This window comes from Litorivicinus lipolyticus (assembly GCF_009650135.1).
In the GTDB taxonomy this organism is placed as follows: Bacteria; Pseudomonadota; Gammaproteobacteria; order Pseudomonadales; family Litorivicinaceae; genus Litorivicinus; species Litorivicinus lipolyticus.
This window is the reverse complement of sequence record NZ_CP045871.1, coordinates 613,709-628,010: the sequence shown is the minus strand read 5'-3', so window position 1 is coordinate 628,010 and position 14,302 is coordinate 613,709. Positions and strand designations below refer to the sequence as shown.

The following is a 14,302-nucleotide window of genomic DNA, read 5'->3' as shown; positions in this document are numbered from 1 at the left end:
CCCCGATCGCCCTCGCCGCCTCGATGGCCAATATGGCGATGGCTGCCGACACCATCAAGGTCGGTGTGTTGCACTCGCTGTCCGGCACCATGGCCATTAGCGAAACCACGCTAAAGGACACCATGTTGATGCTGATCGACGAGCAAAACAAAAAAGGTGGATTGCTCGGTAAGCAACTGGAGGCCGTGGTCGTGGACCCCGCGTCTAACTGGCCGCTGTTCGCCGAAAAAGCCCGCGAGCTGATCGAAAAAGACAAGGTCGACGCGGTCTTTGGTGGTTGGACGTCGGTATCGCGCAAATCAATGCTGCCGGTGTTTGAAGAACTCAACAGCGTGCTGTTTTACCCGGTTCAATACGAAGGCGAAGAATCCTCGAAAAACGTCTTCTACACCGGCGCGGCACCGAACCAGCAGGCCATCCCTGCAGTTGATTACCTTGCGGACCTGGGGGTTGAGCGCTGGGTCTTGGCCGGCACTGACTATGTTTACCCGCGCACCACCAACAAGATCCTGGCGGCTTACCTGGCGGCCAATGGCGTTGCCGAAAGCGACATCATGATTAACTACACGCCCTTCGGTCACAGCGACTGGCAATCGATTGTCTCTGACATCAAATCCTTCGGCGCACAGGGCAAAAAGACCGCCGTGGTCTCGACCATTAACGGTGACGCCAACGTGCCCTTTTACAAGGAACTGGGCGCCCAGGGCGTTTCAGCCGCTGACATCCCCGTCGTCGCGTTCTCGGTCGGCGAAGAAGAACTGTCAGGCATGGACACCTCGCCTTTGGTCGGTCACTTAGCCGCATGGAACTACTTCATGAGCGCGGACACCGAATCTAATGATGCCTTTATCGACGCATGGCAGACCTTTACCGGTGACGACGAGCGCGTTACCAACGACCCGATGGAAGCCCATTACATCGGCTTCAACATGTGGGTTGAAGCGGTCACCAAAGCGGGCACCACCGACCCCAGCGCCGTACAGGACGCCATTATCGGTGTCACCGTGCCTAACCTGACCGGCGGCTACGCGGCGATGATGCCCAACCACCACATCAGCAAACCGGTGTTGATCGGGGAAATTCAAGACGACGGTCAATTCGAAATCGTCTCGAAGACCTCGGGAACCGTGGTCGGCGATGCCTGGTCGGACTTCCTGCCGGGTTCCAAGGACCTGATTTCGGACTGGCGTGCGCCGTTGTCTTGTGGTGCCTACGACGTGGTTACGTCGAAATGCTCAGGCCAAAACTTCTAATCCACCGCACCTCCCCAGAGCCCGGCCGTGTGCCGGGCTTTTTTGCAAGGACCACACTATGAATCGCCATGCACTTGGCTGGATCACTGCGCTGCTGCTAGCGCTGTCTCCGATGGCGGCCGCCGATGACGCGATCGTCAACGCCCTGCCCAACGCTTCGTTCGAACAAAAAGCCGAACTGATGACCCAGTGGCTGACGCAGGATCCCGCCGCCGCCCAACGCGCCAGCCAGTTAATGCTGGACGGAGCGCTGTATTACGACAAGCGCAATGGCACCCTGTATCAGGTCGCCGACCATCGCAAAGGCGCGACAGCGCTAACGCTGGATGGCCAGAGCACCGTCACCATCGACAAAAAACGACAATTCAAGCGGGTCTCGCTCAACAACGACCTGCGCGACCAATTACGCACGGAGCTTGCGCTACTGTCACTCAGCAACGATGACCCGGCGATTCGCCTTGGCAGTATCGAACAGTTGCTGCAAACGCCCTCAGCCCGTGCAACCGCCGCGATCCAGCTAGCCGCCGAACGCGAGGGCAATGCCAACATCCAGGAAAAAATGCGCCTCGCCTTGGCGATCTCCGGGCTTGCCAGCAGCGAGCCGGAAGCGCGCGCCGCCGCGGTCACTTCGCTGAGCGACTCGGTCAGTAATGACGCGCTGAATGCCTTGCGCCTGATCAGCCCGGATGACGCATTGTATGCCGACGCCCAGCGCGGGGTCGTCGCGATCGAGCGGGCACATCAACGTTACCAATGGGCCGAGACCTTGTATTTCGGCATCAGCCTTGGGTCGGTCTTGGTGCTGGCTGCGATCGGCCTGGCGATTACCTTCGGGGTCATGGGCGTGATCAACATGGCCCATGGCGAGCTGATTATGTTGGGCGCTTACACAACCTTTGTTATGCAGCAACTGATGCCCGCCAGCCCGGGGCTGGCGCTATTGCTATCGATCCCGGCCGCCTTCGTGGTCGCCGCCGCCGTCGGCATCTGCATTGAACGCGGCGTCATTCGATTTTTGTACGGACGCCCACTGGAAACGCTGTTGGCGACCTTTGGCATCAGTTTGATCTTGCAACAGGCCGTGCGCAGCGTGTTTTCACCGCTAAACCGCAGTGTCACCACACCCGAGTGGATGAGCGGCGCGTGGGAAATCAACGCGGCGCTATCGCTAACCCTGAACCGCCTATACGTAATTGGGTTTTGCTTGCTGGTGTTCTTTGCCTTGCTGACAATTTTGAGGCGTTCGTCACTCGGCTTGCAAGTCCGCGCCGTGGCCCAGAACCGGACCATGGCCCGGGCCATGGGCGTGCGCTCGCAATGGGTCGACGCCCTGACCTTTGGACTGGGTTCAGGTGTCGCAGGCCTGGCTGGTGTAGCCCTGTCACAGCTGACCAACGTCGGCCCGAATATGGGTCAGGCCTACATTATTGACTCCTTCATGGTCGTGGTCTTCGGCGGCGTCGGCAACCTGTGGGGCACGTTGGTGGCGGGACTTAGCCTGGGCATCGCCAACAAGCTGATCGAGCCGTGGACTGGGGCCGTCTTGGCCAAAATCGTAGTGCTGATTTTTATCGTGCTGTTCATCCAAAAAAATCCGCGCGGCCTGTTTCCGCAGCGCGGTCGTGCGGTCGAGGGCTAAAAGCATGATGCAACTGATCAAACCCAATTCACGCACCGAGCAACTGGTCATGGGCGGGTTGCTACTCGCCTTGGTACTGGTGCCGGTGCTTAACAGCTTGCCCGAGGGCTCGCTGGGGCATATGCCGACCTACACCCTAAGTCTGTTGGGCAAATACCTGACGCTGGCGATGCTGGCGGTCGCGGTTGACCTGGTGTGGGGGTTTCTGGGTATTTTAACCCTCGGCCACGCGGCTTTTTTCGCCCTAGGCGGCTACGTCATGGGCATGTACTTGATGCGCCAAATCGGCGATCGCGGTGTTTACGGTGACCCACTGCTGCCGGATTTCATGGTCTTTTTGGACTGGGATGCCTTGCCCTGGTTCTGGGTCGGCTTTGATCAGTTTTGGTTCGCCGCGCTGATGATTTTGCTGGTGCCGGGCGTCATCGCCTTTGTGTTCGGGGCGCTGGCCTTTCGTTCGCGCGTGTCTGGGGTTTACCTGTCGATCATCACCCAAGCCCTGACCTACGCCCTGATGTTGGCATTTTTCCGTAACGAAATGGGCTTTGGCGGTAACAACGGCCTGACCGATTTCAAAGAGCTGTTGGGCTTCAGCCTGCAAGCGGACGCGACTAAGGTTGGCTTGTTCATGGCCAGCGTGATCGCCTTGATCGGCGCCCTGTGGATTTCCAAAAGCGTGGTGACCTCGCGTGCCGGGCGTGCCTGTGTGGCCATTCGCGATGCCGAAAGCCGCAGCCGTTTTGCTGGGTTTCGGGTAGAACGCATCAAATTGTGGGTGTTCGTGCTGTCGGCCTGTATCGCAGGCGTGGCCGGGGCGCTCTACGTGCCTCAGGTCGGGATCATTAACCCCGGCGAATTTTCGCCTATTAACTCGATCGAAGTGGTGGTCTGGGTCGCCATTGGCGGCCGCGCAACGCTGTTCGGCGCCGTCATCGGGGCGCTGGCGATCAACTACGCCAAGTCGTACCTGACCGTCGAGTTCCCCGAGGTCTGGCTGTTCGTGCTAGGCGCCCTGTTTGTCTTGGTCACCCTGTTTTTACCCAAGGGCGTCGCCGGCCTGATTACCCGCAAGGAGTCGAACACATGAGCGGTTTTATGCAGCGCGATGAAGTCTTTGATTTCGTCAAACCCCAAGTCGACCCGCGTCTGAATATCGACAAGTCGATACTGCTGTACCTGGAGGGGATCAGCGTCAGCTTTGACGGTTTCAAGGCCATCAATGATTTGAATCTGTACCTAAAACATGACGAACTGCGGTGCATCATCGGGCCCAACGGCGCAGGCAAAACGACCATGATGGACATCATTACCGGCAAAACTCGACCGGACTGTGGGACCGCATTTTTTGGCCAAACCATCGACTTGCTGGCCCTGGACGAGACCGCCATCGCCGAGGCCGGGATCGGGCGCAAGTTTCAAAAACCGACCGTGTTTGAATCGCTCACCGTTCAGGACTGTTTGGAGTTGGCGATGCGCCAGCCACGCGATTTTTGGTCGCTGTACCAGGCCAAGTCCCAGCCTCACGAGCGCCGAAAAATTCTCGATGTTGCCGAAACCATCGGCCTTCAAGATCATCTGCCGCGCCTATCGGGTGACCTATCGCACGGCCAAAAGCAGTGGTTAGAGATCGGTATGCTGCTGATGCAACAGCCACGGCTGTTGTTGGTTGACGAGCCGGCCGCCGGCATGACCCACCAAGAAATCGACAAAACCGCTGAATTGTTGCGCTCGCTGGCCGGGACCCATTGCGTGGTCGTGGTCGAGCATGACATGGACTTTGTGCGGACCCTGTCCGATGGCGGCGGCACCGTATCGGTGCTGCACCAAGGCTCGGTGTTGGCCGAGGGCTCGATGGACCAAATCCAAAACAATACCGACGTGCGCCGGGTCTACCTAGGAGAGGACAACTGATGCTAGTGCTTGATACCGTCAATCAATACTACGGCCAAAGCCACACCCTGCGGGACTTATCGCTGGACATACCCACTGGCGAGTGCACCGTAATCATGGGCCGCAACGGCGTCGGTAAAACTACGCTGCTACAGTCCATCATGGGCATCAACCCCCTCGCCAGCGGTCGAATCATGCTGGACGGCCAGCCCATTCAGGGCCATTCAGTTGAGGCGCGGCCGACACTGGGCCTTGGCTATGTGCCCCAAGGCCGGCAGATTTTTCCGCTGCTGAGCGTGCAAGAGAACTTGGATATCGGTTTGCCCATGCGGCCGCGCGGACAGCGTCAAATTCCGAGTTACATCTTTGAGTTGTTCCCAGTTCTAAAAGACATGTTGGCGCGGCGCGGGGGCGATTTGTCTGGTGGTCAACAACAGCAGCTGGCGATTGCGAGGGCGCTGGTCATCGACCCCAAGGTGTTGCTATTGGATGAACCAACCGAGGGCATTCAGCCCAACGTGGTGGCCGAAATCGCCGGCATCATTCAAAAGCTCAACAAAGACATGGGCATGACGGTTGTGTTGGTCGAACAAAAACTGCCGTTTGCACGTAAGTTGGCCGATCGCTTTTGCATCCTGGACCGCGGTCAAACCGTGGCGCAGGGCCCGATGGAGGCGTTGACTGGGGATCAGGTCAAAGCCTACCTGACGGTTTAGCTGGCCTGTATTTTTTGGTAAATCGCATCCGCCTTTTCGGTTAATTCCGAATAGCCGCGGATGTCACCGGAGCGCTGTGCCTTCATGGCCTGCTCTAACAGTTGCTTATATTCTTTTTCGAGCGCTTGCTTGGGGTCTTTTTTGAACAGTCCGAACATCGTGGGTGCCTCATTTTAGGGTAGTCACTATATGGGTCCCGTTGCCGCCAGTTAAACCGCCAAATCCAGCGACACCAGCATGACCTGGCGGTCGAGCGGATCGCAATGAACGCTGAAGCCGAGGCGCCTGACGAATCTCAACAGCCGAACATTTTCGACCAGCACCTCGCCAGACATGATCATCACCCGTCAGGCGATTGATAAAGGCGCTCGATAGGCGCGCAATGCTCCCCATGAAGCGCAGTCGTCGGCTGGCCTGACTGAGCGCGCGGTAAAATTCACGCAGCGCAGCGGCGTCATTCGGCCGCGCGGTACGGAAGGTTAAGGCACGTCGGTCGGCGCAAGCTTGAGTGTTCATAGGGCTAGGCCAAGGCAAATATGCTGCACCTGCACATTGGTCTTTTGACCTAACTCAAAAACACCGCAACCCAGTCGAATTGGCAACCCAAAAAGCGTCTAGGGTTGGCCTATGGAAACCTTATTTGTTACCCATCCGGCGTGCCAACAACACGACACCGGCTATGGCCACCCAGAATGCGCGGGCCGCCTGCAAGCCATTGAAGAGCATTTGGCGGTTACCCAATTGATGGATTACCTCAGCTACCGACGCGCAAGCCCGGCCAGTGACCGCCAGCTGTTGCGGGTCCACACGGCCGAACTATTGGCGCGCGTGCACGCGCCGATGCCGCCGCAGGGTTACCACCATTTGGACCCGGACACCCGCGTCAGTGCCGGCAGTGCACGGGCCGCCCGCCTCGCCGCCGGCGCGGTGGTCGAGGCCGTTGACGCCGTCATCAGCGGCCAGGCCCAAACCGCCTTTTGCGCCGTGCGACCGCCGGGTCATCATGCCAATGCCGGGGCTGCCTCCGGGTTTTGCCTGTTTAACAACATCGCCGTGGGTGCCTATCAGGCACTAACCCACCCGGACATCAACCGCGTCGCCATCGTCGATTTTGATGTACACCACGGCAACGGCACCGAGAACATTGTGGTCGATGACCCGGCGATCCTATTTTGCTCGACCCTACAGCACCCGTTTTACCCAAATACACCGCTGCGCCCGGTGTCCGACACCATGGTCTCGGTACCGCTTAAGGCCGGCGCCGGCGGTGACGCATTTCGTGCCGCGGTGCGCGAGCACTGGTTGCCGGCATTGAATGCATTTGCGCCAGATCTGGTGATGATGTCGGCCGGGTTCGACGCTCATCGCGACGATGACATGGGCGGTCTGGCCTTGGTCGACGCCGACTACGCCTGGGTCACGCTGCAGATGCGCGATATCGCCGACCGCTACGCCGGCGGACGCATGGTGTCCTCACTCGAGGGTGGCTATGAATTTAAATCCTTGGCCCGATCGGTCGAACAACACATCCGGGTACTGGCCCGCTTAGAGGGTATCGTATGAATCTGAACGGGTTACACGGACTGGTTATTGGCGTCGCCAACCAGCACTCAATCGCCTGGGGCTGCGCCAAAGCCTATGCCGGCGCCGGCGCGCGCTTAACGATGACCTATCAAAACGCCAAGGCGCTGGCACATGTGGCCCCGCTTGCCGAGTCCATTGGCGCCACGTTGGTTGAACTGGACGTGCGCAATCCGGCCCAATGGGACGCCCTGTTTGAGCCGCTCGAAGCGCTTGACTTTGCCCTGCACGCGATTGCATTTGCGCCCAAGGCGGACCTGCACGGCCCACTGGTGAATGCCAGCTTGGATGGCTTTTCAATGGCCATGGAGGTGTCCTGCTATTCCCTGATCGAATTGGCTCGGCGCGCCCGGCCACACATGACACAAGGCGGCGCGATCACCACCCTGAGCTATTACGGGGCGCAGCGCGTGGTGCCGAACTACCAACTAATGGGGCCGGTCAAAGCGGCCCTGGAAGCCAGCGTGCGCCAATTATCTGTGGACCTGGGCGCCGACGCGATACGGGTCAATGCGCTGTCCCCAGGCCCAATTGCGACGCGAGCCGCGTCCGGGTTGGCGCATTTCGATGAGTTGATGGCGATCGCTGCGAAAAACGCGCCGCTGGGTGAGCTGACCACGATCGACGACGTTGGCCAATTCGCGACCTTCCTGGCCTCGCCCAGTGCCCGTCACGTGACCGGGCAAACGCTGTACGTCGACGCGGGGTATTGCATCCGTGACTGACTGGCTGACCAACCACCTGTACGACGACATTGAAATCGGCCAAGGCGATAGCTTGGAGCGGGTGTTGACCCGACGTGACATCCAACTGTTTGCGGTCATGAGCGGGGACGTCAACCCGGCACACCTGGATGATGCCTATGCCGATTCGTCGGCATTCCACGGCGTCATTGCCCACGGTATGTGGACCGGGGCATTGCTGAGCACGCTGTTGGGGACCCAGTTCCCGGGGCCCGGGACGATCTACCTGTCCCAGCAGATGAAGTTTCACAAGCCTGTCCACATCGGCGATCGGTTGTGTGTTCAGGTGACCTGTATTGAAAAAGCCGATCGCCACCGTGTTCGCCTCAATTGCCTGGCGACTAACCAGGACGGTGACCGCGTGGTCTCCGGTGAGGCCTGGGTGATGGCGCCGACCGAACCGGTCAGGCGCCCGCGACCACAACTGCCGAACATCCAATTCACCGACCGGCCGTCGGGGTTACAGCAGTTCCTGCTGGAGCAGTGCCGAGACGTCGCCCCGATCGTGACGGCGGTGGTTCACCCGATGGATGCGCTGTCGTTGCTTGGCGCGCTGCAATGCCAGCGCGAAGGGTTAATTGACCCCTGGTGGATAGCGCCCAAAGAACGCTTGCTGGCGCTGGCCGAATCACTTCACGTCGAGCTGGACACGGGCCGTATTATCAACGTCGGCTACAGCCATGCCGCCGCCGAGGCCGCGGTCCAATTCATTCAGGACGGGCGTGGCGATGCGATCATGAAAGGCAAATTGCACACGGACGAGTTGATGCGGCCGATACTCGCCAAGGGCACCGGACTGCAAACCGGCCGGCGCATGTCGCATGTCTTTGCAATGGACACCGTGCCGTATAAGAAACCGCTGTACATCACTGACTGTGCGCTCAACATACGCCCTGATTTGAACGCCAAACGCGACATCTGCCAAAACGCGATCGACCTGTTTACCGCCATCAACGCGCGCATCCCCAAGGTCGCCATTTTGGCGGCGGTCGAAACGGTCGACGCCAACATGCCATCGACTTTGGATGCGACGGCGCTGTGTAAAATGGCCGAGCGCGGTCAAATCACCGGCGCGTTATTGGACGGTCCACTGGCCATGGACAATGCCTTGAGTGCCGAGGCCGCCGCGATTAAGGGGATCGTTTCGCAAGTCGCCGGTGACGCCGATATTTTGCTGTGCCCGGACTTGGAATCAGGCAATTTGCTGTTTGAACAGATGTCCTACCTGACCGGGGCCGAGGGCGCAGGCATTGTCATGGGCGCACGGGTACCGGTGATTTTGACCTCGCGCGCCAGCTCTATCGACACCCGCGTCTGTTCCGCGGCCATGGCCTGCGCCTTTGTGCGCAAACAACCATGAGTGAAATCTGGGTCATCAATCGCGGCTCATCGACCCTGAAACTGGCGCGCTACGATGCGGCCACCCGCGCCTGTATCGAACGCTTGACGGTGGCCGCCAATGCCAATTTACCCAGCGGCACACCCGTGGCGATTGGCCACCGCGTGGTCCACGGCGGGCCGCACTTTCGCGAGCCGGTGGTGATCGATGCGGCGGTGCTGTCACAATTGCGCGAACTGACGCCGCTTGCGCCGCTGCATCAAGGCCCAAGTTTGGATGCAATCGAGACCTTGGCGGCCTTGAACGTGCCGCAAATCGCCTGTTTTGACACCGCCTTCCATACCACTCAATCCACCCTGATGAGTCGCTTGCCGGTGCCGGAAACGCTGACCCACGGTGGCCTTAGAAATATTGGATTTCACGGCCTCAGCTACGACTACATCGCCCGCCAACTGGGCCCAAACAGCGGTCGTTGGGTGGCGCTGCATCTGGGCTCGGGTGCCAGTGCATGCGCCCTGTTCAATGGCGTCAGCCAGGGCACCAGCATGGGTTTTTCGCCGTTGGACGGACTTATCATGGGGACCCGGCCCGGCCGCTTGGACCCGGGCTTGCTGCTGCACTGGTGGCGCCAGGGCTATAGCGTGGATGAGGTCGAACATGAGTTGTATTTTAATTCCGGGCTAAAGGCCCTCGCCGGCGACAGTGACATGCAGTTTTTGCTGGCCCGAGATGACGCCCACGCGCGCGCCGCCATCGATCAGTTTTGCCTGAGCGCGGCGCGAGCCGTTGGCGAATTGGCCTTGCTGCTGGGCGGTTTGGACGGGGTCGTGTTCAGCGGCGGCATTGGCGAGAACGCGGCGCCGGTGCGCGACGCCATCGCCCAGCGCATCGCGTTCATGACCGGCAACACACGCGTGGTGGCGACCGACGAGGCCGCGATCATTGCCGAGGCCGTCTTTAACGGTATCGGTGCCGATCAATCCGCACAGGCCAGCACCGCGACCACCGACAGCTGACCGGCGGCGACCGCATCACGGCCATTGCGCGCGCGCCGGGCAAAGTCAGTCAGCCCCGCGACCTCGGCCAATGAGGGCACACCGGCCAGCGCATGGTAGAACACAGGCGCGGCCAAGGCATGGCCCAGGTCAACCATGTGCTGGACCCTAAAGCCGGCCTGGTGCAAACGCGCCCGCAGCGCCGACGGCTCAACCAATCGGTCGACGCTGGCGTCATCCGCCCAGATTTGCGGGTATGCAAAGCACCCCAGCCGCACGGGCTCGATCAACAGCACCGGCTTTTTGGCCGCCGCACGCGCCAGTTGAGGCAAAAATTCGAGGCCAACAAAGGGCAACAAATGCGAGACCAAGACCCAGTCCGCCGACACTGAACGCAGTTCACGCGCGTCGCTTAACCCGACCGGGTACGGCAACTCGAAATGCCGGTTCAAGGCGTTCGCGATGGCCAGGGTGCGCGGGTCAATGTCACCGCCCTGGACCGAGCGGACCTGAGCGAAGCGCGACAACAAGAACCGACCTACCCCACCGACACCGCAGGCCAGTTCCAAACAATCGCCCGGCGGCGGCTCAATCGCCGCAAAGGCCTGCTCTAACAGCCCGCGCCCGCCAAGGTGGAAATGCTCCAGCCGCGCCAAGGCCGGTTCCGCCGCCCGGTAATCCCGCGGTAGCCCGCGGATCCACTCACATGTTGGGGTAGTTGGGTCCACCGCCGCCCTCCGGCACCCACCAGGTGATGTTTTGTGCAGGGTCTTTGATGTCACAGGTTTTGCAGTGAACACAGTTTTGGGCGTTGATTTGGAACCGCGTCGCGCCGTCCACTTCGGTGATTTCATAGACACCGGCGGGACAGTAGCGCTGGGCCGGCTCGTCATAATCCGCCAGATTTTGACCCAGTGGAATTCGCGCATCGGCCAGCCGCAAGTGGACCGGCTGGTCTTCCTCGTGGGCGGTATTGGACAGGTAAACCGAACTTAACTTGTCAAAGCTGAGCACCCCGTCCGGTTTCGGGTAGTCAATGCGGGCGCAGCTAGCAGCCGCACGCAGACTTTGATGATCCGGGGTCAAATCACGCAGCGCAAAGGGCAACCGGCCGCCAAACAGGTTTTGATCCAGCGCGTTGTAGGCGCCTCCGACCAAGGCGCCAAATCGATGCAGCGCCGGGCCGAAGTTTTTGGTCCGCCGCAGCTCCTGTCCGGCCCAGCTGGCGTCAAAACGCGCATCCAGGCTGGCGACATCGCCGTCCATAATAGCCTCGGCCGCCAACATGCCACTTTTCATCGCGGTATGAGTGCCTTTGATTTTGGCCATATTGAGGGTGCCGGCGTCGCAGCCGATCAACACACCGCCGGCGAACGCCATGCGCGGCAATGCGCGATGACCGCCCTTGGCGATCGCCCGGGCGCCAAAACTGATCCGGGTGCCACCGGCCAAGGATGCCGCCAACACCGGGTGGTGCTTGAGGCGCTGAAATTCGTCAAACGGACTCAGGTACGGGTTGGGATAGTTCAAATCAACAATTAATCCGACCACCGCCTGCTGATTTTCCAAGTGATACAGAAACCAGCCTCCGCCGGTCTGTTTGCCAAGCGGCCAGCCGGCGCCGTGCATGACCTTGCCGGGCTGGTGCTGGTGCGCCGGTATGTCCCATAACTCTTTGAGTCCCAATCCGTAGTGTTGGGGGTCGGCGTCGCGCGCCAGATCGAAGCGTGCCTGCAACTGCTTACCCAAGTGCCCGCGGGCGCCTTCGGCAAACACCGTGGTCCCAGCTCGTAGCTCCATCCCCGGCATGTAGCCGTCCTTGGGATTGCCAGCTCGATCCACACCCATGTCACCGGTCAGTACCCCGACCACCCGATCGCCCTCGTATAGGATTTCGGACGCGGCGAATCCGGGGAACACTTCAACCCCCAAATCCTCGGCTTGCTGGGCCAGCCAACGGCACAGGTTACCCAGGCTAATGACCTGATTGCCGGCGTTGTGCAGCGGCGCCGGCAGCATCAATTTGGGCAGCCGATGACCACGCTCGGGCGAGGACAACCAGTACATTTCATCCGTCGTCACCGGCGTATTCAAGGGTGCCCCGCGCTCGCGCCAGTCCGCAAACAGCTCGTCCAGTGCCCGCGTCTCGACGACCGCGCCGGACAAAATATGGGCGCCCACTTCCGAGCCCTTCTCGACCACACAAATGGACAGTGTCTGGGCGCGCTCCGCCGCCAGCTGAGCCAACCGACACGCGGTCGACAAACCCGCCGGCCCGGCACCGACAATGACCACATCAAATGTCATCGATTCACGTTCCATTACAGCTGCTCCCGCGGCATTGCCATGACACAGCGGCTACCTCCGCGCATCGACGCGGCGTGCGCTGTAGCGCGCGGCAACAGTTGATAACCGTAAAACTCGGCGCTGTTAATTTTGGCGCGCAAAAATGCGCCGTCGCCTACCCCAGCGTCCAACTGTGCCTGTGCCACCCGAGCGCTTTTCACCATCAGCCAGCCACCGCACAGGTAACCCAGGTGCATCAGGTAGTGGTAGGCCACGGCCGGGGCCAATTCAGGGTCATCGACATGCCCCGCCAGCAGCTCGGACAAGGCCACCTCGGCGGTGTTAATGGCCTGTTCCATCAGCACGTCACCGGCGCAGTCCACCCGCATCTGGGCAATCATTTGCTCGGCGATTTGGCCCTGGTCGGCGAGGGTTTTACGGCCAATCAGATCGAGCGCCTGAATCGCCGTGGTGCCCTCATAAATGGGCAAAATCCGCGCATCGCGCAGGTATTGCGCGGCGCCGGTTTCTTCAACGTAGCCCATGCCACCGTGCACCTGGACGCCCAAGGACGTCAGCTCGACCGACAACTCGGTCAGCCAACCTTTGACGATCGGCGTGTACCACTGTGCCAACGCCGCCGATTCAGGATCGCACGCGGCACGGTCCAGCTGGCTGCTGGCGACCAGCGCCAACGCACGCATGGCTTCACAGCCGACCCGCATGGTCAGCAATTGGCGGCGCACATCCGGGTAGTCAATGATGCAAATCTTGGAGCCATCGCGGCGACGCCCCTGGACCCGCTCGCTGGCGTATTGGCGCGCCTGTTGGTAGGCGCGCTGACTGACGGCCAAGCCCTGCACACCAACGGCTTGGCGGGCGTGGTTCATCATGGTGAACATGTATTTGAGGCCCTGGTGCGGCGCCCCGACGAGGTAGCCCTGGGCACCGTCGTATTGCATGACACAGGTCGGGCTGGCGTGGATACCCAATTTATGTTCGAGCGACAGTGCGCTGACCGCATTGGCCCCCAGCGCATTGCCCTCGGCGTCGATGCGAAATTTCGGCACGATAAACAGGCTAATGCCCTTAATACCCGCCGGCGCGTCCGGCAACCGCGCCAACACCAGGTGGGCGATGTTGTCGGTCATCTGGTGATCGCCCCAGGTGATGTAAATTTTCTGGCCGCTGATCCGATACAGACCGTCCTCGTCCGGCTCGGCCCGGGCCTTGATCGCCGCCAAATCCGAACCGGCGTCCGGCTCGGTCAGATTCATGGTGCCGGTCCATTCGCCACTGGCCAAACGCGGCAAAAACAGGTCGCGGACGCTATCGTCGGCATGGTGAGCCAGCGCCTCGATCGCGCCCTGACTCAGCATCGGGCACAAACTCAAGGCCAAATTTGCGCTTTGCCAGATTTCGTTGACCGCGGTTCCCAGTACGCTGGGCAAGCCCTGCCCGCCGTGCGATTCGGGCGCGGTTAAGCCGATCCAGCCGGCCTCGGCCAGGCTTTGGTAAATGGCCTTAAACCCCGGCGTTTGTTCGACCCCATTGGGTCCCAAGGTCGGGGGTTGCTGGTCGCCGACGCGGTTAGACGGCGCCAGCACTTCGCTGGCGAAACGGCCGGCCTCTTCAATCACGGCATCCGCCAGCGCTTGGTCGACCTGGTCGAACCCGGTGCGTTGGCACAGGGCGTCGAACTGAACCAGGTGTTCCAGGACAAAGTGGGTATCGGCGGCGGGGTGTTGATAGGTCACGGGCTACTCCTTTTTTGCCAGTGTCAGGCCAGCGGCGCCCGTCGGAAATGACCAATAAAGTCCAATTCTTAACCTTTTCGGCCAGCACTGGTAGCCTGCGGCC

Annotated in this window: 14 protein-coding genes; 9 read left to right on the top strand and 5 right to left on the bottom strand. The window is 60.6% G+C overall.

Going from position 1 to position 14,302, the window contains the following annotated elements; genetic code table 11:
* Positions 1-23 precede the first annotated feature (23 nt).
* Genes urtA through urtE form a run of 5 tightly spaced genes read left to right on the top strand, consistent with a single transcriptional unit; the run spans position 24 to position 5,498 of the window.
* On the top strand, positions 24-1,253 hold the full coding sequence (gene urtA / locus GH975_RS03195; RefSeq protein ID WP_246164775.1) for an urea ABC transporter substrate-binding protein: 1,230 nt from the start codon (positions 24-26) through the stop codon (positions 1,251-1,253).
* Positions 1,254-1,311: 58 nt separating this feature from the next.
* Positions 1,312-2,892 carry an urea ABC transporter permease subunit UrtB gene (gene urtB, locus GH975_RS03190; RefSeq protein WP_153713129.1) on the top strand — a complete coding sequence of 527 codons (1,581 nt, stop codon included), beginning with the start codon at positions 1,312-1,314 and terminating at the stop codon, positions 2,890-2,892.
* 4 nt (positions 2,893-2,896) lie between these two features.
* On the top strand, positions 2,897-3,979 hold the full coding sequence (urtC, locus tag GH975_RS03185) for an urea ABC transporter permease subunit UrtC (protein ID WP_246164756.1): 1,083 nt from the start codon (positions 2,897-2,899) through the stop codon (positions 3,977-3,979).
* On the top strand, positions 3,976-4,803 hold the full coding sequence (urtD, locus tag GH975_RS03180) for an urea ABC transporter ATP-binding protein UrtD (RefSeq protein WP_153713128.1): 828 nt from the start codon (positions 3,976-3,978) through the stop codon (positions 4,801-4,803). The genes urtC and urtD overlap by 4 nt, the downstream gene beginning before the upstream one ends.
* Positions 4,803-5,498, top strand: coding sequence for an urea ABC transporter ATP-binding subunit UrtE (urtE, locus tag GH975_RS03175; RefSeq protein WP_153713127.1), 696 nt, complete (start codon positions 4,803-4,805; stop codon positions 5,496-5,498). The genes urtD and urtE overlap by 1 nt, the downstream gene beginning before the upstream one ends.
* Here urtE and GH975_RS03170 read toward each other — a convergent pair.
* Positions 5,495-5,656 (bottom strand): DUF6435 family protein, encoded by a 162-nt coding sequence (locus GH975_RS03170; RefSeq protein ID WP_153713126.1) that lies wholly within the window; start codon positions 5,654-5,656, stop codon positions 5,495-5,497. The two genes, urtE and GH975_RS03170, sit on opposite strands and share 4 nt — an antisense overlap.
* A 51-nt stretch (positions 5,657-5,707) precedes the next feature.
* Entirely contained in the window at positions 5,708-5,839 is a 132-nt protein-coding gene (locus GH975_RS12220; RefSeq protein WP_272482789.1) for a hypothetical protein, read from the bottom strand.
* A 286-nt stretch (positions 5,840-6,125) separates the two neighbouring features.
* Between GH975_RS12220 and GH975_RS03165 the strand changes: the two genes are divergently transcribed.
* The 4 genes from GH975_RS03165 to GH975_RS03150 are packed head-to-tail and all read left to right on the top strand — an operon-like array spanning position 6,126 to position 10,177.
* A complete protein-coding gene (locus GH975_RS03165) occupies positions 6,126-7,061 on the top strand; it encodes a histone deacetylase family protein (RefSeq protein ID WP_153713125.1) in 936 nt (311 codons plus the stop codon).
* Positions 7,058-7,804, top strand: coding sequence for an enoyl-ACP reductase FabI (fabI, locus tag GH975_RS03160; protein ID WP_153713124.1), 747 nt, complete (start codon positions 7,058-7,060; stop codon positions 7,802-7,804). The genes GH975_RS03165 and fabI overlap by 4 nt, the downstream gene beginning before the upstream one ends.
* Positions 7,797-9,182: a bifunctional enoyl-CoA hydratase/phosphate acetyltransferase gene (locus tag GH975_RS03155; protein WP_170272519.1), complete on the top strand. Its 1,386-nt coding sequence runs from the start codon at positions 7,797-7,799 to the stop codon at positions 9,180-9,182. Before fabI ends, GH975_RS03155 begins: the two co-directional genes overlap by 8 nt.
* Positions 9,179-10,177 carry a glucokinase gene (locus GH975_RS03150; RefSeq protein ID WP_153713122.1) on the top strand — a complete coding sequence of 333 codons (999 nt, stop codon included), beginning with the start codon at positions 9,179-9,181 and terminating at the stop codon, positions 10,175-10,177. Before GH975_RS03155 ends, GH975_RS03150 begins: the two co-directional genes overlap by 4 nt.
* Here GH975_RS03150 and GH975_RS03145 read toward each other — a convergent pair.
* Genes GH975_RS03145 through GH975_RS03135 form a run of 3 tightly spaced genes read right to left on the bottom strand, consistent with a single transcriptional unit; the run spans position 10,138 to position 14,199 of the window.
* Positions 10,138-10,884, bottom strand: a complete 747-nt coding sequence (locus tag GH975_RS03145; RefSeq protein ID WP_153713121.1) for a class I SAM-dependent methyltransferase — start codon at positions 10,882-10,884, stop codon at positions 10,138-10,140. The two genes, GH975_RS03150 and GH975_RS03145, sit on opposite strands and share 40 nt — an antisense overlap.
* Positions 10,859-12,478 carry an electron transfer flavoprotein-ubiquinone oxidoreductase gene (locus GH975_RS03140; RefSeq protein WP_153713120.1) on the bottom strand — a complete coding sequence of 540 codons (1,620 nt, stop codon included), beginning with the start codon at positions 12,476-12,478 and terminating at the stop codon, positions 10,859-10,861. The genes GH975_RS03145 and GH975_RS03140 overlap by 26 nt, the downstream gene beginning before the upstream one ends.
* Positions 12,478-14,199, bottom strand: a complete 1,722-nt coding sequence (locus GH975_RS03135) for an acyl-CoA dehydrogenase (RefSeq protein ID WP_153713119.1) — start codon at positions 14,197-14,199, stop codon at positions 12,478-12,480. The genes GH975_RS03140 and GH975_RS03135 overlap by 1 nt, the downstream gene beginning before the upstream one ends.
* Positions 14,200-14,302 lie beyond the last annotated feature (103 nt).